Annotated in this window: 20 protein-coding genes, 3 tRNA genes and 1 pseudogene; 14 read left to right on the plus strand and 10 right to left on the minus strand. The window is 37.5% G+C overall.

From position 1 onward, the window contains the following. Positions 1 to 75: 75 nt before the first annotated feature. The 3 genes from PCNPT3_RS12350 to PCNPT3_RS12360 form a co-directional block, all read right to left on the minus strand. Positions 76 to 152: transfer RNA gene (locus PCNPT3_RS12350), tRNA-Pro, on the minus strand. Between the two features lie 123 nt (positions 153 to 275). Beyond that, positions 276 to 351, minus strand: a tRNA-His gene (locus PCNPT3_RS12355). 41 nt (positions 352 to 392) lie between these two features. Next, positions 393 to 469: transfer RNA gene (locus PCNPT3_RS12360), tRNA-Arg, on the minus strand. 186 nt (positions 470 to 655) lie between these two features. On the opposite strand from PCNPT3_RS12360, the gene rnr reads away from it, so the two are divergent. Continuing rightward, the gene (gene rnr, locus PCNPT3_RS12365; RefSeq protein ID WP_015466184.1) at positions 656 to 3,148 is read left to right on the plus strand and encodes a ribonuclease R; all 2,493 of its coding nucleotides are present in this window, start codon (positions 656 to 658) and stop codon (positions 3,146 to 3,148) included. Between the two features lie 56 nt (positions 3,149 to 3,204). Next, a complete protein-coding gene (rlmB, locus tag PCNPT3_RS12370) occupies positions 3,205 to 3,945 on the plus strand; it encodes a 23S rRNA (guanosine(2251)-2'-O)-methyltransferase RlmB (RefSeq protein WP_015466185.1) in 741 nt (246 codons plus the stop codon). Here the strand turns inward: rlmB and PCNPT3_RS12375 are convergent. Next, the gene (locus PCNPT3_RS12375; protein ID WP_015466186.1) at positions 3,942 to 5,150 is read right to left on the minus strand and encodes a DUF481 domain-containing protein; all 1,209 of its coding nucleotides are present in this window, start codon (positions 5,148 to 5,150) and stop codon (positions 3,942 to 3,944) included. The genes rlmB and PCNPT3_RS12375 overlap by 4 nt on opposite strands. Positions 5,151 to 5,472: 322 nt before the next feature. Between PCNPT3_RS12375 and rpsF the strand changes: the two genes are divergently transcribed. From rpsF to PCNPT3_RS12405, 6 genes are all read left to right on the plus strand, one after another. Next, a complete protein-coding gene (gene rpsF, locus PCNPT3_RS12380; RefSeq protein ID WP_015466187.1) occupies positions 5,473 to 5,865 on the plus strand; it encodes a 30S ribosomal protein S6 in 393 nt (130 codons plus the stop codon). Positions 5,866 to 5,873: 8 nt separating this feature from the next. Then, positions 5,874 to 6,179, plus strand: a complete 306-nt coding sequence (priB, locus tag PCNPT3_RS12385; protein ID WP_015466188.1) for a primosomal replication protein N — start codon at positions 5,874 to 5,876, stop codon at positions 6,177 to 6,179. A 9-nt stretch (positions 6,180 to 6,188) separates the two neighbouring features. Beyond that, positions 6,189 to 6,416 (plus strand): 30S ribosomal protein S18, encoded by a 228-nt coding sequence (gene rpsR / locus PCNPT3_RS12390; RefSeq protein ID WP_015466189.1) that lies wholly within the window; start codon positions 6,189 to 6,191, stop codon positions 6,414 to 6,416. A gap of 16 nt (positions 6,417 to 6,432) precedes the next feature. Then, positions 6,433 to 6,885 carry a 50S ribosomal protein L9 gene (rplI, locus tag PCNPT3_RS12395; protein WP_015466190.1) on the plus strand — a complete coding sequence of 151 codons (453 nt, stop codon included), beginning with the start codon at positions 6,433 to 6,435 and terminating at the stop codon, positions 6,883 to 6,885. 443 nt (positions 6,886 to 7,328) lie between these two features. Next, positions 7,329 to 7,820, plus strand: coding sequence for a hypothetical protein (locus PCNPT3_RS12400; RefSeq protein WP_015466191.1), 492 nt, complete (start codon positions 7,329 to 7,331; stop codon positions 7,818 to 7,820). A 116-nt stretch (positions 7,821 to 7,936) separates the two neighbouring features. Further along, positions 7,937 to 8,557, plus strand: a complete 621-nt coding sequence (locus PCNPT3_RS12405) for a histidine phosphatase family protein (protein WP_015466192.1) — start codon at positions 7,937 to 7,939, stop codon at positions 8,555 to 8,557. 360 nt (positions 8,558 to 8,917) lie between these two features. On the opposite strand, the gene agaF is transcribed toward PCNPT3_RS12405, so the two are convergent. The 4 genes and pseudogenes from agaF to agaV all read right to left on the minus strand — a co-directional run bounded on the left by agaF (position 8,918) and on the right by agaV (position 11,501). Further along, the gene (agaF, locus tag PCNPT3_RS12410; protein WP_015466193.1) at positions 8,918 to 9,355 is read right to left on the minus strand and encodes a PTS galactosamine/N-acetylgalactosamine transporter subunit IIA; all 438 of its coding nucleotides are present in this window, start codon (positions 9,353 to 9,355) and stop codon (positions 8,918 to 8,920) included. A 52-nt stretch (positions 9,356 to 9,407) separates the two neighbouring features. Further along, a pseudogene (agaE, locus tag PCNPT3_RS12415) lies at positions 9,408 to 10,254 on the minus strand (PTS N-acetylgalactosamine transporter subunit IID). Continuing rightward, positions 10,244 to 11,014 carry a PTS N-acetylgalactosamine transporter subunit IIC gene (gene agaW / locus PCNPT3_RS12420; RefSeq protein WP_015466196.1) on the minus strand — a complete coding sequence of 257 codons (771 nt, stop codon included), beginning with the start codon at positions 11,012 to 11,014 and terminating at the stop codon, positions 10,244 to 10,246. The pseudogene agaE and the gene agaW overlap by 11 nt, the downstream one beginning before the upstream one ends. A gap of 13 nt (positions 11,015 to 11,027) precedes the next feature. After that, positions 11,028 to 11,501 carry a PTS N-acetylgalactosamine transporter subunit IIB gene (gene agaV / locus PCNPT3_RS12425; protein ID WP_015466197.1) on the minus strand — a complete coding sequence of 158 codons (474 nt, stop codon included), beginning with the start codon at positions 11,499 to 11,501 and terminating at the stop codon, positions 11,028 to 11,030. Positions 11,502 to 11,835: 334 nt separating this feature from the next. Between agaV and agaR the strand changes: the two genes are divergently transcribed. Beyond that, positions 11,836 to 12,612, plus strand: a complete 777-nt coding sequence (agaR, locus tag PCNPT3_RS12430) for a transcriptional repressor AgaR (RefSeq protein ID WP_015466198.1) — start codon at positions 11,836 to 11,838, stop codon at positions 12,610 to 12,612. 63 nt (positions 12,613 to 12,675) lie between these two features. Here the strand turns inward: agaR and lysS are convergent, their stop codons facing one another. Both lysS and prfB read right to left on the minus strand, forming a co-directional pair. Continuing rightward, entirely contained in the window at positions 12,676 to 14,193 is a 1,518-nt protein-coding gene (gene lysS / locus PCNPT3_RS12435; RefSeq protein ID WP_015466199.1) for a lysine--tRNA ligase, read from the minus strand. 57 nt (positions 14,194 to 14,250) lie between these two features. Continuing rightward, positions 14,251 to 15,349, minus strand: a protein-coding gene (prfB, locus tag PCNPT3_RS12440; protein WP_156801539.1) for a peptide chain release factor 2 whose coding sequence is annotated in 2 segments (ribosomal slippage) — positions 14,251 to 15,273 and positions 15,275 to 15,349 — 1,098 coding nt in all. Because the reading frame shifts where the segments join, the coding sequence is not laid out codon by codon here. A gap of 323 nt (positions 15,350 to 15,672) precedes the next feature. On the opposite strand from prfB, the gene PCNPT3_RS12445 reads away from it, so the two are divergent. From PCNPT3_RS12445 to PCNPT3_RS12470, 5 genes are all read left to right on the plus strand, one after another. After that, positions 15,673 to 15,876 carry a hypothetical protein gene (locus PCNPT3_RS12445; RefSeq protein ID WP_015466201.1) on the plus strand — a complete coding sequence of 68 codons (204 nt, stop codon included), beginning with the start codon at positions 15,673 to 15,675 and terminating at the stop codon, positions 15,874 to 15,876. 562 nt (positions 15,877 to 16,438) lie between these two features. Further along, on the plus strand, positions 16,439 to 17,053 hold the full coding sequence (locus PCNPT3_RS12450; RefSeq protein ID WP_015466202.1) for a TIGR04219 family outer membrane beta-barrel protein: 615 nt from the start codon (positions 16,439 to 16,441) through the stop codon (positions 17,051 to 17,053). 153 nt (positions 17,054 to 17,206) lie between these two features. Beyond that, on the plus strand, positions 17,207 to 17,824 hold the full coding sequence (locus tag PCNPT3_RS12455) for a tetratricopeptide repeat protein (RefSeq protein WP_015466203.1): 618 nt from the start codon (positions 17,207 to 17,209) through the stop codon (positions 17,822 to 17,824). A 602-nt stretch (positions 17,825 to 18,426) separates the two neighbouring features. Next, positions 18,427 to 19,137 (plus strand): oligogalacturonate-specific porin KdgM family protein, encoded by a 711-nt coding sequence (locus PCNPT3_RS12465; RefSeq protein WP_015466205.1) that lies wholly within the window; start codon positions 18,427 to 18,429, stop codon positions 19,135 to 19,137. Positions 19,138 to 19,800: 663 nt separating this feature from the next. Then, positions 19,801 to 20,808: an outer membrane beta-barrel protein gene (locus tag PCNPT3_RS12470; protein WP_015466206.1), complete on the plus strand. Its 1,008-nt coding sequence runs from the start codon at positions 19,801 to 19,803 to the stop codon at positions 20,806 to 20,808. Positions 20,809 to 20,878 lie beyond the last annotated feature (70 nt).

Consider the following 20,878-nt stretch of genomic DNA (forward strand, 5'->3'; position numbering starts at 1 on the left):
TAATGAGTCGCAGAATAAGCATCTAAAACGAAAAAACCCGCTAAGTTAATTAAAACTTAGCGGGTTTTTCTAATGTGGTCGGTGATAAAGGATTCGAACCTTTGACCCCCTGGTCCCAAACCAGGTGCGCTACCAAGCTGCGCTAATCACCGAAATTTTTATTTAGCGTTTACATTATAAAAGACAAACCTTCTGGTCCAACTCTTCATAAACCCATGGAGGTGCACTAACAAACTGTACTAACCACCGAAATTCTTATTTTACATCTTATAAGATGGGGCGAATGACGAGGCTTGAACTCGCGACAACCGGAATCACAATCCGGGGCTCTACCAACTGAGCTACATCCGCCATTTTTCTTATTACACCACTGGGCATTATCTTCCGAAGTATGGCGCACCCGACAGGAGTCGAACCTGTGGCCTTTGCCTCCGGAGGGCAACGCTCTATCCAGCTGAGCTACGGGTGCTCACGTCATTGGCGTGGCGCGGATATTACTCAATGTTTGCATTTATGTCTACTATTTTCGGCTAATTTTTATAAAACATTAACTATATGCTGATTCTTCGTACGATTTTCGCTAGAATTGAATATATAAGGTGATTCTTTTGTTTTCAGATATACTTTATCCACTTACTTATTAAGAGCCTTCATTATGATCCAAGATCCCCATCAGCAACGAGAAGCAAAAACATACGAACATCCTGTGCCGAGCCGTGAATTTATTTTAGAATTTATGAAAACACAGGATAAACCGATTAGTAGAGATACTCTGTTTAAAACTTTTTCACTCGAGAGTGAAGAAGAAGCAGAAGGATTACGTCGACGCTTAAAAGCGATGGAGCGTGATGGTCAATTAATTTGGTGCCGTAATGCAACTTATGCCTTGCCGGATAAATTAAGTTTGATCCAAGGTATCGTTATTGGACATAAAGATGGTTTTGGCTTTTTAAAATGCGATCAAGAAAAGGATCTTTTCTTACCAGCACATCAAATGCGTTTTCTTTTCCATGGGGATGAGATCTTAGCACAACCGGTGAAACTGGATCATAGAGGGCGCACTGAAGCGCGCTTTGTACGTCTATTAAAAGCTCGTAGCGCAAGTATTGTTGGTCGTTATTTTGTGGAAGATGGCATTGCGATGGTGATCCCTGATGATCCTCGTCTTAACCAACAAATTCTCATCAAACAAGAATGTAATGGTGGTGCTCGCCACGGTCAAATTGTCGTTGTAGAGATAACAGATCGTCCTAAAGCACGTTTCAACGCGATGGGTACAATCACCGAAGTATTAGGCCAAGAAATGCAGCCGGGTATGGAAGTTGAAATCGCCTTACGCACCCATGATATTCCACATACATGGCCTGAAGGACTCGACAAAGAATTACAACAATTTACAGAAAGTGTGCCTGAAAGTGCAATGCTAGGACGAGTAGATCTACGCGATTTACCTTTAGTAACCATTGATGGTGAAGATGCACGTGACTTTGATGATGCCGTTTACTGTCAAGCAGAGCCTAATGGAGGATGGCGCTTATGGGTCGCTATTGCCGATGTGAGTTACTATGTTCGCCATGACACTATTTTAGATAAAGAAGCTATCAAACGCGGTAACTCGGTGTATTTTCCCGATCAAGTTGTCCCGATGCTTCCTGAAGTACTTTCTAATGGTTTATGTTCACTAAATCCACAAGTAAATCGCTTGTGTATGGTCAGTGAAATGTGTATCGATAAAGACGGTCAGCTTAAAGAGCACAAGTTTTATGAAGCGGTAATGAACTCCCATGCGCGCTTTACTTATACTAAAGTCGCGAAGATCCTTGTCGATAAAGATGCAGAGCTTCGCCAGCAATATAAAGCAATAGTCCCCCATTTAGAAACACTAGAGCAGTTATATAAAGCCTTGAAAAAAGCACGTCATCATCGTGGTGGTATGGAATTTGAGACCCTAGAAACGCGCTTTATTTTTGATGAGAACCGTAAAATATCCTCCATTGAACCATTAGTGCGCAATGATGCGCACAAGATCATCGAAGAATGTATGATCCAAGCCAATGTTGCAGCTGCTCGCTTTATTGAAAATGCAAACGCATCCGCGTTATATCGTGTACATGAAACCCCGAGTGAAGAAAAACTGACTAACTTCCGCTCTTTCTTATCTGACTTGGGCTTAGTCTTAGCCGGTGGCGATAAACCTGCACCGAGAGATTATGCCGACCTTGCTGAAAAGTTTGCAGGAAGAGACGATCAAGAGCTGTTACAAACCATGTTACTGCGCTCTATGAAGCAAGCAGTTTACCAAGATGAAAACTTAGGTCATTTCGGTTTGGCGTTAGAGCAATATGCACATTTCACCTCACCTATTCGTCGCTACCCTGATTTAATTTTGCATCGCGCCATAAAATCATTAATTGGTAAACAAAATACTAAGTGGACAAAAACAGGTGGCTATCATTACCAGCCCGCTGAAATAACAAAACTCGGTGAGCATTGCTCAATGACAGAGCGTCGCGCGGATGATGCGACCCGTGATGTAAGCGATGCTTTGAAATGTGAATATATGCAAGATCATGTTGGTGACGTCATGGATGGCACCATCGTAGCAGTAACCAATTTTGGCTTCTTTGTTCGCTTAAAAGCGCTACAAATAGATGGATTGGTACACGTAACGGGTTTACTTAGTGACTATTATATCTTTGATGCCGGAAAGCAAACCCTTAAAGGTGAGCGCACTGGCCGCACTTACCGTATTGGTGATGCGCTTGAAGTGAAGATTTTATCCGTTAATCTTGAAGATAAAAAAATCGACTTTGAATTAAATGATGAAGCGATTGCGGGTAGTCGAAAACGGGCTTTTAAAGGTAATAAAAATGCAATCGATCGCCCAATGGATAAACGTGCTAAAAACAAAAAAGATCGTAAAACAAGCAATAAACACGATGAGCAGCCATTGATCAAAGAAATTAACAAAGAAACTGAGAAAAAATTGTCTAAACCTAAAAAAGAAAAAAAGAAACCAAAATACAAAGTAAAACAAGGTGAAAAAAATACAGCTTCATCAAAGAAAAAGAAAACCACAAAGAAAAATACACGCTTAGGTCGCAGTGCACGCGCAAAAGCAAAAGTATCCAATAGCAACGCGTCATAAGTTAGCGTCAATATATAAGTGCAAAGCGTTTAACGAATCTAAGCAGAGAGAAGAATATGAGTAAGAGTGAAATAATTTACGGTATGCACGCAGTTGATGCATTACTAGAAAGAGAGCCTGAAAGAATAATTGAAATATACACTTTAAAGGGCCGTGATGATCAGCGCATAACGGACATTACTGAAAAAGCAAAGCACTGGGGCATCTCTGTACAAGAAATGCTACGTAAATCATTAGATGAAAAAGCGCAATGCGAGCAACACCAAGGTGTATTAGCACGTATTAAAATTGCCAAAGTATTAAATGATAACGATTTAGAGAGCCTTTTAGAAAATTTAACAGAAGCACCTTTTTTACTGATCTTAGATGGTGTCACAGATCCCCATAATTTAGGGGCATGTTTGCGTAGTGCAGATGCAGCTGGCGTACATGCAGTGATCATTCCTAAAGACAACTCAGCAAGTTTAACACCTGTTGTACGTAAAGTTGCCTGTGGCGCAGCAGAGTCAGTCGCACTTATTCAAGTGACTAACTTGGCGCGTTGCATGCGCAGTTTGCAAGACAAAGGCATTTGGATCTATGGCACCGCCGGTGAGGCTACTGGTAGCGTCTATGATTGCCAATTTTCAGGTGGAATAGCTATTGCGATGGGCGCTGAAGATAAAGGCTTACGACGCCTAACACGCGAACATTGTGATGCTTTAATCAAACTACCCATGGCAGGTAGTGTATCAAGCCTCAATGTTTCTGTTGCAACAGGCATATGCCTGTTTGAAGTGGTTCGTCAACGCAGTTAAAAGGCGTACATTAATTTAATGCCGGTAGATATCTCTTTGTTATGCGTATCTATCGGCACATTTTGTGTATATTTATAATCGACATCAAAATTAAGATATAACTCTCTATACACTTTATTTTGCGCGACGAAACTTAACGAATAGGTATTATTTTCACGCCCGAGCTCTAACACGGTATCCATTTTTATTTGCAATGATTCTGAAATGACACGCTCATAATTGAGCCTTGTACGCACAATAAACTCATCGATTGAAACGGCATCTTCACCCACATTAGGCACCGCCATTCTATAACCAGGGCCCATTTCTAGCTTCAACAAATGTTTTGTGGTATTAAATAATGTATGCCCATAACCCATAGTATAAACATCTTCTTGATCATAACTTGCAAATTTACTACGCTGCAGATCGGTACGTAAAAATAAGATGTTTCTTGCATCTAAAAAGTAATCACCTTGTAATTGCCAGCGATATTGCTCCGTACTTATTTCATCATCTTCCGATTCGATCTCAATATTTAAATCATTATTGATATTATATATATCGTTATATGTATAATTTAATATCAAGCGCGTATATATATTTTGAGTGCGATGGTTATCGCGTTCATAATTAAAACCGAATTCAACCGATCCCGAGACATCATGAATACTCGCGTCTTCATCCGCAGAAAACGCATTCACTGTGCTCGCATCTGCTAAATTCAACAGTGCAGGTTGCACTTCTATGTTTTCTTGTAGGCGCTCACTTCTAGATGTAAATAAACTATCTGTATATATCGCTGATGGTACTGACTTCTTAGTTTCTTGCAAAGATAATGAGCGCGCTTGCTGGCTCACTTTTTGATGTAATTGTGCAATGCTCTTTTGATATTTATCATTTATTTTAAGAGCCAATTCTAGTTGTGCTTGCAACGCTTTGTTTTTTTGTAAAAGTGTTAGGATTTGCGTTTTTTGATGAGATTTTTTTATTTCCGCTGTTTGTATTTTGGATTTGCTCACTGGAGGATGTGGCTTTTTAAAGATATAAGTCGCTTGATCTGGACTTGCTGCGTCATGATAGGGATAACCCACATAATAGAGGCTATTTTTTGCATTTTTGTCTAACAAGGGTGCTTTTTTAGCGTCACTTAAGCCGAGCCAACCGTTACATGCCAATAAGCTAAAATTAAAAAACAATATAAATGAGATGATGGAATTACCCAAAATACGCCTAATAGTAATAAAATACACCCAACATAAATAAAATACACCCAATTCTAAGTCAAAATTGCATTATAAAAAAGAAAATAAATCAATTTCCCGTATAAAAATTAATCGAGGATACCTACGTCATTATGTCCTTAAAATTATCTTTTGTATAAGTGTATACAATAGAATCGATCTATTTATTAACAAAGCTTGCACCTTTTCACTCTAAACAGTATAATTTGTCGCCTTAATTCAGCCAATCTTTTTGTTCCTTGCTTCTATTTGGCCCGGCTGAGCCAATTTATGAAGCTACTAACCCGTAAGGAGCGATTTTTATATGCGTCATTATGAAATCGTATTTATGGTTCACCCAGATCAGAGTGAACAAGTTAATGGTATGATCGAACGTTACACTACTTCTATTACAGAAGCTGGCGGTACGATCCATCGTCTAGAAGACTGGGGCCGTCGTCAACTAGCGTACCCAATCAATAAACTACACAAAGCACACTATGTTCTTATGAACATTGAAGCAGAGCAAAATGTACTCGATGACTTGGAAAATGCTTTCCGTTTCAACGATGCTGTGATCCGTACTATGATCATGCGTACTAAAACAGCTGTGACTGAAGCATCTGTAGTGGCAAAAGCAAGAGAAGAACGTTCTGAACGTGCTGATCGTGCTCCTCGTGCCCCACGCCCAGAAGCTAGAACAGAAACAACTGCATAAGAACACTAGTGACTGAAAACTTTTTGCGTTTATCCGGCAATATCACTGAAAAACCTACGTTTAAAGTGAGCCCGAGTGGTGTTGAACATTGTTATTTTACAATTGAACATCGTTCTATGCAAAAAGAAGCTGAATTACCACGTAACGTATATTGTTATATGCAAATCGTTATTAGTGGAACACTCGCTACTCAGTTAAAAAATACATTATCGAAAGGTATGCAACTTAGGATAAGTGGTTTTATCGCTTATCAGAAAAGCGCCAATAATCTTGGCAAATTAGTTTTGCATGCTCAGTACATAGAACAAATTTGAGGAACTACCATGGCTCGTTACTTCCGCCGTCGTAAATTCTGTCGCTTCACTGCTGAAGGTGTTAGCGAAATTGATTACAAAGACGTAACTACGTTAAAAAATTACATCACTGAAAGTGGTAAAATCGTACCTAGCCGTATTACTGGCACATGTGCGAAATACCAACGTCAACTAGCGCGCGCTATCAAACGTGCACGTTACTTGTCACTTATCCCTTACACAGATTTACACAAGTAAATAGGAGCTATATATTATGGAAATTATTCTACAAGATACAGTTGCTAACCTTGGTAAACTTGGCGATAAAGTAAGTGTTAAATCAGGTTACGCACGTAACTTCCTTTTCCCACAGCAAAAAGCTGTTCCAGCAAACAAAGCAAACTTAGAAGCTTTTGAGGCACGTCGTGCTGAATTAGAAGCTAAGCAAGCGGCGAACTTAGCTGCAGCTACAGAGCGTGGAAATGCACTTAACGCTTTAGAAGCGATCGTGATCACTTCTAAATCAGGCGATGAAGGCAAACTATTCGGCTCAATCGGTACACGTGATATTGCAGATGCAATTACACTTGCTGGTGTTGCTGTTGTTAAAAGTGAAGTTCGTCTTCCTGAAGGCGCTTTACGTAACATTGGTACTTATGAAATTAACGTTTCTGTACATTCAGATGTTACTAGCACTCTTACAATTGAAGTTGTTGCTGCTGAGTAATTCACAGCCATCACTTTAAAATAAAATACCTGCCATGTGCAGGTATTTTTTTATCTAAAATTTAACGTTAGAACGCATGACTTATTCACTCTGAAAAATAACAGCAAAAATGCGCTGAGCTTTTTAAAAGTACAAGACATAACGAAGCGTTAAAATATATCTGTCTACTCTCACCCATATTTCGATTAATTAGTCGCTATCAAAAACAAAATAAACCACAACGCATCTATCTCTCCTAAGCCTATGACATTTAAAGTTTATTGATAAAAGTCTCAGTGTTCACACTGCCAACATTTCAGTTAAAAAGCTTTTTTAACTTTCGTTTCGTTTCGTGTATAGTATTCAAAAGCTTTCTTTTTGTATTATAGTGACGCTCACATTCATGCTCGTTAGAGAGAGCACTATCATAGAATTTATTAATCAAAACTAATAAGTGAAACATAATGAATCAAATAACAGACAAGGGTAATAACAAAAAAAATACAGCCTATTATTTAACTGCTTTGGTTTATCAAGGAGAAAGCGGAGAAAACAAGTTTAAGTATTCTGAAAAATATCCCAGTTATTCCTCAGTTAAAACCAGATTAAAAAAAATAGTCGAGAAAAAACGCAAACAAAAATGGGTTGTTAAAGCCGATTTTAAATCTAAACCACCTGGTGAAGGTAATGTCGAATATATGGCCACAGGTACCGATCCCCAAAGTAGTGATAAAGTGCACTGGTTAATCTCTGCAGAGCCACAAGTTAGAATGGCCGATGGTAATGAATACTCTGAATTTGAGGACGTTACGCCTAAGCAACAGTTTCAACAACAAGAAGAAGAAGAAACTCGCGCTGAAAATAGTTCGGTTATTAAAAAAATCTTGAATAATAAATTACCGGCCATCATCACCATCTGTCTTTCTGGTGCGCTCTTCTGGATCTTTTTTGTTTAATTGACTGTTTATTGTTCAAACTGACGTCCCCTAAAACTAAAACGTATTTACATGTAACGGACAGTTTTTATTAAACGACTCTCTTTTATTTTAACATTTGTTTATAAGGCTATTTCATGACCACTCTCTATTTTATGCGCCACGCAGAAAGCGAAGCGAATCTTGCAGATATACTCGCATCACAACTTGATTTTCCGCTCACAGAAACAGGAAAAAAAGATGCGCAACAAATTGCAAAAGAAGTACAACAAAACCATCCTATTGATCATATTATTTGTTCATCTCTTATTCGAGCGCAACAAACCGCTGCCCCTTTTGCTGAGTTGTTTTCATTAACACCGAGTATTGACTCTCGTGTTATTGAGCAAGATTTAGGGAAATATGCAGGGAAAACCTACGCTGAATTAGAAGATGAGCCGAAATACTGCCACGATAGAAACTTACGCTGGAATTGGGTTCCTGAAGGTAAAGGAGAGTCCTATGCGATGATAGCGTCGCGTTTACAGCCTTTCTTTGACGATATGTTTAAAGCGGAGCAAGAGCATATTTTAATTATTACTCACGCAGTAACCTTACGTTTAATCAAGGCCATTTTACTTAATATCCTGCCTGACTATCCAAAAGATATCGCCCATAATGGTGAGATTTGGGAAGTGAAATTAACCGAAAAAGGTAACGTTCACCACATAAAATCACACTTTTATGGTGAAAGTAAATTATTCGCAAACAAAGCTTAAAAACAAAAAGGATCTCTTGAGATCCTTTTTAACGATTTATCTCTCTCATTAGATATCAACCTCAGTGTGCTGAATTTTAGTTGTTGGCCTCTCCTATTAAAGTGTTTTAGCTTTTACTTCTAATTAAGACTCCCGCTTATTTTTAGCCGAAAAAATACCTCTCTTTTAGACAAAAAAACGCCCTTAATAAATAAGGGCGATAAACACTGCCGGAGAGCAATATATTAATGTTATTGATAGTTAAAATCTGTCTGCTTTAACCTATTAAAAAAGCACGTATAAGGTGCATAGCAACACCCTATACGTAGATCTTATCAATGATTCATTATTACGTGTGTTTTAAAAAATACACCTAACCACTTAAATTCCGTCTTCATCTTCCTTTTGAGGCTCTTTGGATTTTTGTAATTCATCTTTCAAACTTGTCATACCACGATGCCCGGATGCAAGTGAAAATTCTTTAAAATCACTGATCGTTAATTCATCTCGCTCTAATAAACTTTCTAAAATCATTTGTAAATTACAGCCGGTAATAACTTCTACTTTTTCTTTTTCAAGCGCTATCATAGATGCGGTTCTAAATGGCGTGCCGCCTAATAAATCCGTTAAGAAAATAACCCCGTCACCACTGTCTACTTTAGCAAATGCTTTTTTAAATTGACTCTCTAATAACTCACTTGTCGACTCTTCCGGAAAATCTATCGCTTGCACTTGATCTTGTAAGCCCACGATTTGTAACATCGCTTTTTCCATACCACTGGCAAATCCACCATGCCCACTAATAATGACACCTAACATAATTTCTCCTTTTTAAAGTAGCAGAGCGTATGCTCTGCTACTTAGCTCATTTTTATAAGAAACCAGCGTATTTTCCAACAACACCTAAAACCATGGTAAAGAGGATAAGTTTTACTGGGCTCCAGCCACGTTTCACTAAAGCGTACATAAGTAACGTATAGACTAGCGGTAAAAATGCCGGCATTAATTTATCAATAACATCGCCTTGCAATTTAACTACCGCCTCACCCGCATTGATTTCTAATGTGGTTGATAAACGCACATAGGTCGCCACTAAAGCGCCAATAACGGTAATACCTACGATAGCCGCTGCATGAGCCACTTTCTTAGTATTCGCTTTGATAAGAGGGATCGCTTTAACGCCCATACGATATGCATAATGCGCTAAGCCAAAGCGTAAGGTAAAATGCACAACGTTAAACATAATGAAGAAAACGATAGCACCCATTATGGAGCCTCGTAACGCGAGATCTGCGCCAATACCACCACAAATAGGTAAGAGTGTTAGCCAGAACATAGCGTCTCCAATACCACCTAAAGGCGCTGCTACTGCTATTTTAGTATTTTGAATACTCGCGACATCTTGCTTAGAGCGTTCCATAGCAAGAATAATACCCATAACAAAAGTGACTAAGAAGGGATGGGTATTCAAAAAACCCATGTGTCCTTGCATCGATTTAGCTAAATCATTTTTATTAGGTGTGGATCTTTTTGAGCGCAGGTAATAAGCCATATAACCAACCACCGGCTTGCATACGTTCATAGTTAAAAGAGGCTTGTAAAAGTAAAGAGCGCCACGCCATTTTATTAATATCTGCAGTGGTAAGCTCTGCGCCTACTGATTGATCTTCATATTCATTGGCATCAATCAATGCATTTTCTTGTGTATTAGATCCCATCTTCAATCTCCTCTTTCTTTACTGTCGCAGGTTCATTTTTTTTCATAAAATCAATTAAAGCCATCGCTAGCGCTGCACATGCAATCGCTAAAATAGGAAGCTCTAACCAAGCAGCAGCCACAAAACCTAAGATGAAATAAGGAATGTAAATATTTTTCATCATGATTTTCATTAAAATAGCAAAACCAACCGCAGGCATGATCCCACCGGCAACACCAAGTCCATCAATCAGATTTTTAGGTAATGCTTCAACAAATGCGCCCGCATGCTCGGCGCCAAAATAAATCGGTAAAAAAGCACATAAGAAGTAAAACGTACCCAATACACTTAACGCAAAATAGTTAACCAGTTCAATACCACGAGTATTACCTTCTGCCGCCATAACATCACATTTCGACATCATTGGTGACATAGCAGAGAATAATAAAGTGATACCCATTTGTACGGCAACCGCAAAAGGAACGGCAATGCCAACTGCAACTTCAGCAGAAACACCGGTAGTGATCGCAAAGGTTGCGCCCACGATAGTTCCAATAATTACATTTGGTGGCTGTGCGCCAGCAAGTGGTGCAAGACCCATCCACACTAATTCTAAAGTACCACCGACTAGAATACCTGTTTGTAAATCCCCAAGTATCAAACCAACAAGTGGTCCTAAGACCACCGGTCTGTGCATGTGTGTTAAGCCATTAAATAAATCTAAACCTGCGATAAAAGCAAGTAGACCAAGCATTAATGCCTGTATGATGCCAATTTCCATTTTTTATTTCCTCTTAAAGTAATGTATAAAGATCCGTCTCTTTTTCTGTTGGAACACCTTGAATGTAGCTTTCTATGCCTTTTTCTTGCAACGCTTTAAAGGCACTAATATCGTTTTCATCGACAGAAACCGTTTTATGGATCTGCTCTTTACCTTGAATAAAATGCATATTTCCCACATTGATCCTTGATAATTCAATACCACCATTTACTAATGTTAAAAAATCACTTGGGTTTTTACAGACTAATAATATTTTTTGTCTATCCGCTGCTTTATGGATAGTATCGATGGTTTTTTGTAGGCTCCAAAAGCGAATGCCAATACCATCAGCAACAACCATTTCCATTAGATTTTGTTGTATTTCATCTTTGGCAACGACATCATTAGCCACTATCACTAAGTTTGCATTCACAAACCCAACCCACTGCACGCCGACTTGCCCATGTACTAAACGTTCATCTATACGGCTTAACACGATATTTGGCATTGCTCTATCCTTCTTTATTATTCGTTTAAATCAAAAGTTCATATTTAAAAGGCAACATATCGTTCAATTGAACCCTTAAATAAAATAAATATAACTTACAATCAGATAACACCACAATAAAATGAAAGAAATAAAAACAAAACGAAAGTGGCTCGATAATTAGCGTTGCATCACAATAAACACAATAAAATAAAAGGAAATGAAAGGCTCGTCGCTCTTTTAAAACTTTTTTTAACTTTCTTTTTGTTCTATTAACACCGTCATTTTACTTTGCTTTCTTTTTGATAAGATAACCGTATAATGCAAAAAAAGGTTAAAAAGGTATTTTATTAATATGAAAACAACAAGTGAAAGACGTGAATTGATCCTCTTTCATCTGCACCAAAAAGGCAGTGTTCAGGTCGCAGACTTAGCAGAAATGTTTAGTGTATCCACCGTAACCATTCGCAATGATTTAGGTGCACTTGAAAAGAAAGGGATTGTAACCCGTGCTTATGGGGGGGCTTATTTGAATAAAGCAAATATTAGCCTGACGGAGTACAGTATCGATCAAAAAAGTAAATTTAATGATGTGATCAAACAACGAATTGGAAAATTAGCTGCCACGCTTATTAATGAGGGTGATTCTATTATTCTAGATTCGGGTACCACAACATCACAAATAGCAGAGCATTTACAAAATATTAAAAATGTCATTGTGATGACCAATGGGATCAACGTTGCCAATGCCCTGATAAAATCGCCAGGCATAGAAATACTGATCACAGGAGGACATTTACGCCGTAAGTCCTTATCTTTTTTTGGTTCTCAAGCAGAGCAATCTTTGAAACAATATCATTTTAATAAATTGTTTTTAGGGGTGGATGGTTTCCATTTAGAAAAAGGTATTAGCACACATAATGAACCCGAAGCTCAATTAAATAGGGCGATGTGTGAAGTTGCAGATGAAATTATTGTGGTCACTGATTCGTCTAAATTTTCAAATATTAGTTTACATAAAATACTCGACTCTAAACGTGTCGATACCGTGATCACCGATGATGGTATCTCTGAGAATGACTTAGCAAGTTTAAAACAACTGGGTATTAAAGTTCTCTTAGTTGAGAAATAAAGCCGTTAAGTTAAAGATGATAATAAAAAAAGGGTGTCTATATGACACCCTTTTTATATGTCTTTATTTATTTTGTGGACGCATATGCGGGAATAACAATACGTCACGGATAGTATGGCTATCTGTAAACAGCATGACTAAGCGATCAATACCGATGCCTTCTCCCGCTGTTGGTGGTAGACCATGCTCTAAAGCAACAATGTAATCTGCATCATAGAACATCGCTTCATCATCACCAGCATCTTTTTGTGCCACTTGATCTCTAAAACGTTGCGCTTGATCTTGTGCGTCATTTAGCTCTGAGAAACCATTTGCAAGCTCACGACCACCTACAAAGAATTCAAAACGATCTGTCACATCAGGATCATTATCACTACGACGTGCAAGAGGAGAAACCTCTGCAGGGTAAGCCGTAATAAAGGTAGGTTGCATTAGTTTATGCTCTGCTGTTTCTTCAAAGATCTCAGTCAGAACTTTACCCGCACCCCAATTATCTTTCAGATGAATGTTTAAACGTTTCGCAAGCGCTTGTAGTGCTTCCATGCTATCTAACTCTTCTGCTTTTATCTCATCATTGTACTCAAGAATTGACTCTTTCATGGTCATGCGAATAAATGGTTTTCCAAAATCAAATTCTTCTTCACCATATTTAACAACGCTTGAGCCTAATACTGTTTCTGTAATATGGCGTAACATATCTTCAGTAAGGTTCATCAAATCGATGTAATCTGCATATGCCTGATAAAATTCTATCATCGTAAATTCAGGATTATGGCGAGTAGAAGTACCTTCATTACGGAAACTGCGATTTATTTCAAATACACGTTCAAAACCACCAACCACTAAACGTTTTAAATTAAGCTCTGGTGCAATACGTAAGTACATCGGTAAATCAAGTGCATTATGGAAAGTTTCAAATGGTTTCGCCGTTGCGCCGCCAGGTATAGCTTGTAACATTGGCGTTTCAACTTCCATAAAATCACGGTCATTTAGGTACTGACGGATAGAGTTAACGATTTTATTGCGCAGTATGAAAGTACGACGAGAGTTATCATTGGCGATCAAGTCTAAATAACGTTGACGATAGCGTGACTCAATATCGGTTAAACCATGGAACTTATCTGGTAATGGGCGTAGCGCCTTAGTCAGAATACGAATTTCTGAAACTTTAATACTCAGTTCATTGGTTTTAGTTTTAAATAGACGCCCTTGCGCGCCAATTATATCGCCAAGATCCCATTTCTTAAATTCAGTATTATAAAAATCAACAGCCAGGTTATCACGCACCACGTAAACTTGAATACGTCCGCCCATATCTTGAATGGTTGCAAAACTAGCTTTACCCATAATACGACGCGTCATCATTCGACCCGCGATACTCACATCAACAGCAAGTTCGTCTAATTCTTCTTTTGTTTTATCATCATATTTTTCATGTAATTCATCAGAAATATTTTTACGACGGAAATCGTTTGGAAATGCATTACCCTTTTCACGCATAGCATCAAGCTTTGCTAAACGTTGCGCTAAAATTTCACTTAGCTCTACTGTAGGTGCTTCACTTTGATTTTTCTCTGACATCTTTTTCCCTTATTAATTTATACATTGTTCAAATATGGCCATTATATGGCCATAGACTTAAAGTCCTGATTTTAAGCTGGCTTCGATAAATTCATTTAACTCGCCATCAAGCACTCGCTGTGGGTTACGACTCTCAACCCCGGTTCTTAAATCTTTTATACGTGCATCATCTAAAACGTACGAACGAATTTGACTACCCCAGCCAATATCCGATTTATTATCTTCGCTGATTTGTTTTTCTACATTTTGAATTTGTACTTCATGCTCATACAATTTGGCTTTTAACTGCTTCATTGCCTGATCTTTATTCTTATGCTGTGAGCGATCATTTTGACACTGCACCACTATATTGGTCGGTAAATGCGTAATACGTACCGCCGACTCAGTGGTATTGACATGTTGCCCGCCGGCGCCTGACGCTCGGTATACATCAATACGCAACTCAGCAGGATTGATCACTATATCAATATTATCTTCAACTTCAGGGTACACAAAAGCAGACGCAAAAGAAGTGTGGCGTTTGCCTGATGAATCAAACGGTGATTTACGTACTAAGCGATGTACGCCGGTTTCAGTACGTAACCAGCCATATGCATATTCACCCGAGAAGCGAATTGTTGCCCCTTTTATACCAGCGACATCACCTGCCGACACTTCCATTAATTCTGTTTTATAGCCATTGGCTTCGCCCCAGCGTAAATACATGCGCAGTAGCATATTGGCCCAATCTTGAGCTTCCGTTCCGCCAGAGCCAGATTGAATATCCAAGTAACAAGAACAACTGTCATTTTTACCCGAAAACATGCGACGAAATTCAAGGACTTCAAGTTTTTTTTCTAATTCGAGAGTTTCATTAGCGGCCTCATCAAAGGTATCTTGATCTTGCTCATCAACAGCCAACTCAACTAACATCAATATCTCATCACAACCGATTTCGAGTGCTTTGATAGTTTCAACGATAAGCTCTAATGCGCTACGCTCTTTACCTAATGCTTGTGCTCTCTCGGGATCATTCCATACTTCAGGAGATTCAAGCTCACGTGTCACTTCTTCTAAACGCTCCACTTTGACATCATAGTCAAAGATACCCCCGGAGTAATTGCGCACGCTCAGAAAGCTCTTTTACTTTATGTAAAACAGGATTAATTTCAAACATCAAAGCCTCTATTTATTCGACGGTAAAAAGAAGACGAATTTTAACCAATATCCATTGAAATATATAGTCACTTAGGTACTTTTTAAACAACTTAGTACAACAAAAATATTGTTTTATATACTTTTATATAAAATCAACAGTAGAGTCAAAGACATATAATGAATATTACACTCGAACGTGCGCTTTATAAAATAAATTAGATAAGGAAAAACTCTGCATATTATTAAAAAACCGTTATTCTCTATACTATTCACCGAGGAGGCTTTATTTATATAAAATATGCATAACGCAAAATAATCCGTCTTCTCTTGTTAGGAGTTTATATGTTTGAATTAGCCGCTTTTTTACTTTCGGCCTTTGTGATCTTTATGTTTGGTATTTCCGTGCTAAGTTTAAGCATCATCGCTATTATTATGTTCGTTGGCTTTATTCTATTAAGCACTATCAGCTTTGTTTTCCAGTTTGGATTCTGGATCATCCTCGCACTTTGTCTTTATTATTACTTTTTTCATAAAGATGAAAATTAAATGGATAATATTAAAGGCCAAAAATAGAAAAAATACACTAGAAGTTTTTACTTCTCTCACTCTAAACATATTACCTATAGATGCTTTATCCGGCGCACGCTCAGAGAGCAGTTCAAGACACAACATTTATAAAAGATATCCCCTTTCCATCAGTTACAACGCAAAAGTGATATGCGAGCTGGCAGCCTGACTTGAACTCTTCAGTGTTGTGGATATTTTCTTATAAAACATCGATGTAGGATCACACTGCATCACTTTTACGCTAACAATCTAACGCCAATTTGGCTTGCTGATTTTGTATCTTGAAGTATCATAGCTATAGTATGCACAAAAAATGCACTGAAAACAGATCTCAGACTAAAATCTGTCGAGAAGTGCTTGCTATAAATAGAATGAATAATAACGCATAATATAAGTACTGATTGCTCTGCAATTAATATGATGCGATATATTAATATCTGTGGATATTATTTTTTTATGAACACATAGATCTTGATCTGAGTCCTTCATAAAAAATTATTATCTATACAATATCAACTACTTAAATACTTTAGGAATTATAATGAAAAAACAACTGTGTGCCATCGCCATTACAAGCCTTCTTAGCACATCTGCTTTCGCAGATAATATTGGTGTTTTTGCCGGTATTGATTACAGCACAACCAATAATAGTTATTCAGAAACAGATTTAAAAGACAGTAATAATTTTTCAGGCTATATTGCTTTTGAACATTTTATCCCTCTGATCCCGAACGTTAAATTAAAACATGCGACGTTAAATATTGAGCATGAAAATGCAGATCAAGAAAGTTCGATGAGCAATGCTATTTTATATTACCAACTTTTTGATAATGGCATGTTTGAATTTGATTTTGGTTTGGCTTATACACACGCAGAAGATCTTTCTAGCCAAAATACTAATTTACTACAAGGCTACCTAGCGGCAAAAGTACAACTTCCTGGTTTACCAATGAATGTTTTCGCAGAAGGCACAACAGGCTCACTAACAAGTGATAATGCGACTGATGCTATGCTAGGTGTTGCTTATACATTCAATCCTAATTCAGTGCTTCTAAATTTCTCAGTACGTGCAGGGTACCGCATGCAAGATATGACTATTAATTCTGTTAAACAAGAAAACAAAGGCCTATTTGCCGGCGTCGAAGTACATTTTTAAAAAATAAAAAGAGTAAACAACGATGCGAAAACATGATGGTTGTTTGCTCTTACCTATCGTTCCACTCTCTCTTTTTACCTCTACTTAATACCTATTTAAGATTTTCAGCTCTCTGCCGATACGTTAACTAGTCTTTGTTTATAGGAATTACCGATGAAAAAAATATTAATTTTACTTTTCATGCTCATTTATAGTACCACCGCATCTTCTGAGCTCTACAGTAAATTTGATGTTGTACAACTCTACAGCCAAGATGAACTGAACGTTTTAATACTTAATAACAAGCACTTACAGCGCGTTAAAGCGGATGAGTGTCAATTGGTTGAAGATATAAAAGCACATGCTTTAAAAGTAAAAGAGCCCACTTATACTTTCCTCTGGGGAGATATGCTTGCTTGGGGTGTTTGTGTTGATCGAGATGTAAAATTAGGTATGTTTTATATTAATCAGTCTGCAAAACAAGGTTTATTGGCGGCCATTGAACAATTGGGCCGTTATTATGAACATGGCACATTGGTACAGAAAAATAAAACGCGGGCATTAGTTTATTACCGAGAAGCTGCACTACAAGGTTTTGTCAAAGCACAATTACGTTATATCAATCTTTTATTAGCAGGTTACGGTAGCCCTCTTGATTACCCGGATGCCTATCACGCACTGTTTTCAAGCATTATCGCCGATAAAAGGACGCATTTAAAAGCACAAAGATTACTCGCTAAATTAGCCGACAGAATGCCCGAGCAGATTGTTCAACAAGCACAAAGACCATAATACAGATGCTCCCTGTACACTAAATAAAAAAGAGTCTATTTTTAATACTTGCATCTTTACGGTTCAGCGAATGCATAAAAGTTCACTTTAACATGCTAAAAAGAGAGATCCTTATCACATAAAATACAAAAAAATAAGCGCGAGTACATACCGATTAAATCCCTATCTAACAAAGCCGATATCTCGACGTCAAAATAAAGACACAGACAACAAGCCAAGTTCAAAGAAAATATATCTCCCTAATCCTAGAATATGCCGTTAGCATCCAATATCTCTATTGCATTCCATAGCGCACCTAAATAAAGCAGAATGAAAATAATCAAACTTATATCCACGATAAATTTTTTAAGGTTAACCTTACATAATAGCCCCTGTTTCATAAGATGCAAATCTCCACTTTGTTGGTTTGCGTGTTCAAATAAAACCTTGTAGATTATATGCATAACTCAGCGTTACGGGAATAACGCCGGATGCTTGTTTAATATCTTTAGAACATCATAGACGATGTAATTTATAAAAGAATGGAATATATCTAACAGCACCTTGCCAACATGGAAGTCGTGAATTTATAACTAGAATTCTAATATAAAAGGTATTAAATAATGAAAAAACTAACACTCGCAATGGCTTGCACCTCTCTTTTATTGACTCCTCTCGCATTCGCTGCCGGCTCATCTTACGTCACCGGTAATGTTCAAATACATGATCGTGCTGACTTTAATGGTTCAGATACAACTTCCACATTAGAAAGTGGTCATACTTTTGACAGCGGCACGACATTATTAGTCGAATTTGATGGCATCCAATTAGGTCAAACGACACCAAATGGTGCATCGCCTGCTTATATCACATTAGGTGTTGAGCAAATGTTTAACTTAAATGATAACCTTTGGGTTGCTGCGGGTTACCATCAATTACTACATGATGGCAAAGCAACCGAGTACCGCCCACTAGTTAAAATTGGTTATAACTTTGATAACGGCATTGCAATTTCTAACCGTACACGTTACCAAATTCAAGCATATGATGCGTACAACAGCATTGATGAAGACATCACCAATGATAAAATACGTTTTGATAATAATATCGCTTATTCTTTCTCTGATATTGATCTTAATGTTAAATACAACAATGTATTTTACATTAACGAAGGCGATGCCAACCGTAACTCTATGGAGCACGAATTACGCGCAACATGGACTCGTAATGGAGTTCAACCTTATATCGAATACCGTAATCAAGAAGATAGCGCTAAATACAACTATGGACACAATAACAATGTCTTAGTGATGGGTGCTTCGTACGTATTCTAGAGCCTTCCTATAACAAAACCTAAGTATTATATGCTTAGGTTTTTTTATGCCTGCAGTAATGCTTATCAACATACATTAATAACACTACGCCAAGAAAACGTTTCTATTATCGATCCTGCACATGAAAGTTATGTGCTTATTCTCCCGCATCATTCTTCCGTTTTTTACCTCTTCTAATATTCACTGCTATATATATTTAAACTTAAAACGCGTGTTGTAACGCACTTTTTTTATGTCTTTATTTTTATTTAGTCTATCTTGGTTAAACAGGATCATGAGTGATGATACGATCAAAGTTAGCTTAGACGACCCAAAGCGTATTTCTTTATTACGATGTAATACGGTGCTCGTTGCCCTATCATCTTTTTTCGTAAAAAAGAATAACGAGACGCATCTAAAAAAAGGCTCTATGCCTCTATAGACTTATTCCAAAGGAACTAAAAAGGTTACCCGTCTTGCTTGCGTTAATTTTTCCTGTGCAATACATGAGAACTTAATTAATTCCTTTGGTATTACATAATTTATTGGACACTTTATACTCGATATAATTAAAGAAAAACAGAGAAAAAGTCTATATCTCATACTTAGATAGTAAAGGAAATCTAATTAACAATTCAGGGAATTGAAAGGCAAACTTTAACAATTTATCAAAGGATCAATGCAATGAAACACAATTCCCCTCTCTGCTTAATGAACAATACAAAAATATTAATAGCCATCTGCCCACTTCTGCCTTTCTTTTTACAAGCAGCTGAAAATAATACCAATAATTTTTACATTGGCGCAAAGGCTGGCTGGTCAAAATACCAAGATGCATGTCTCTATGGTTACACTAAATGTGAAGAAGATTCTTTAGGTTATGGTCTTTTTGTAGGCTATGATTTTACTGATTGGTTTGCCATTGAAGGTGGCGTAACAAATCACAATGAGGTTAATTCATCATATCAAAATTATGATGTTGAGGCATTAGCGATTAGTAGTGATCTCTCCACTAAATTTGGTTATCGATTAACCGACAATGTACAACTGTATACAAAAGTTGGGATCTCGTATCAACATATAAATAAAACAATGTCAGATCTAGGTGACTTTTCGGGTTCAAGCTTTGGAGGACTAGTCGCCATGGGTATTGATTACAAACTAGATAATAATTGGTCTTTACGTGGTGAGTACCAATTTATCGATGGAATAGGAGATGACACATCATTAAAAGCTGATCTCCATTTCACCTCTGTCGGGATCAAATATAGATTTTCCAGCTCAAAACAAAAAGACATTATCCCGATCACACAACCAAAAGAAACTGTCGTCTCTGAGATCAAAAAACAACCTAAGCTACCTAAAAATATAATACTATTTTTTGATTTCGATTCATCAGAAATCCTGCCCACTCCACTTTTACATCAGATCACGGATCAATTAGCCAAGTTTCCCAAAATTAACATTTCTATTATTGCCCATACAGATAGTGAAGGATCCGACCTATACAATGATAAATTAGCAGCGAAACGCGCGCTCGAAGTATCGAAATATTTTTTACATAAGAATATAAATAAAAACAGGATCAACGTATTAAGTCATGGTGAAAGACTTCCAACTCATGATAATGAAACAAAAAAAGGGAGAGCAAAAAATAGGCGTGTAGAAATTACATTCTCTCATAATGCTTAAATTTATTTTTTGTAAAATCAGGACATAGGCATTGAGAATAAAACCGACATCCTAAACTTTTAACGGATGT

Source organism: Psychromonas sp. CNPT3, from assembly GCF_000153405.2.
Lineage (GTDB): Bacteria > Pseudomonadota > Gammaproteobacteria > Enterobacterales > Psychromonadaceae > Psychromonas.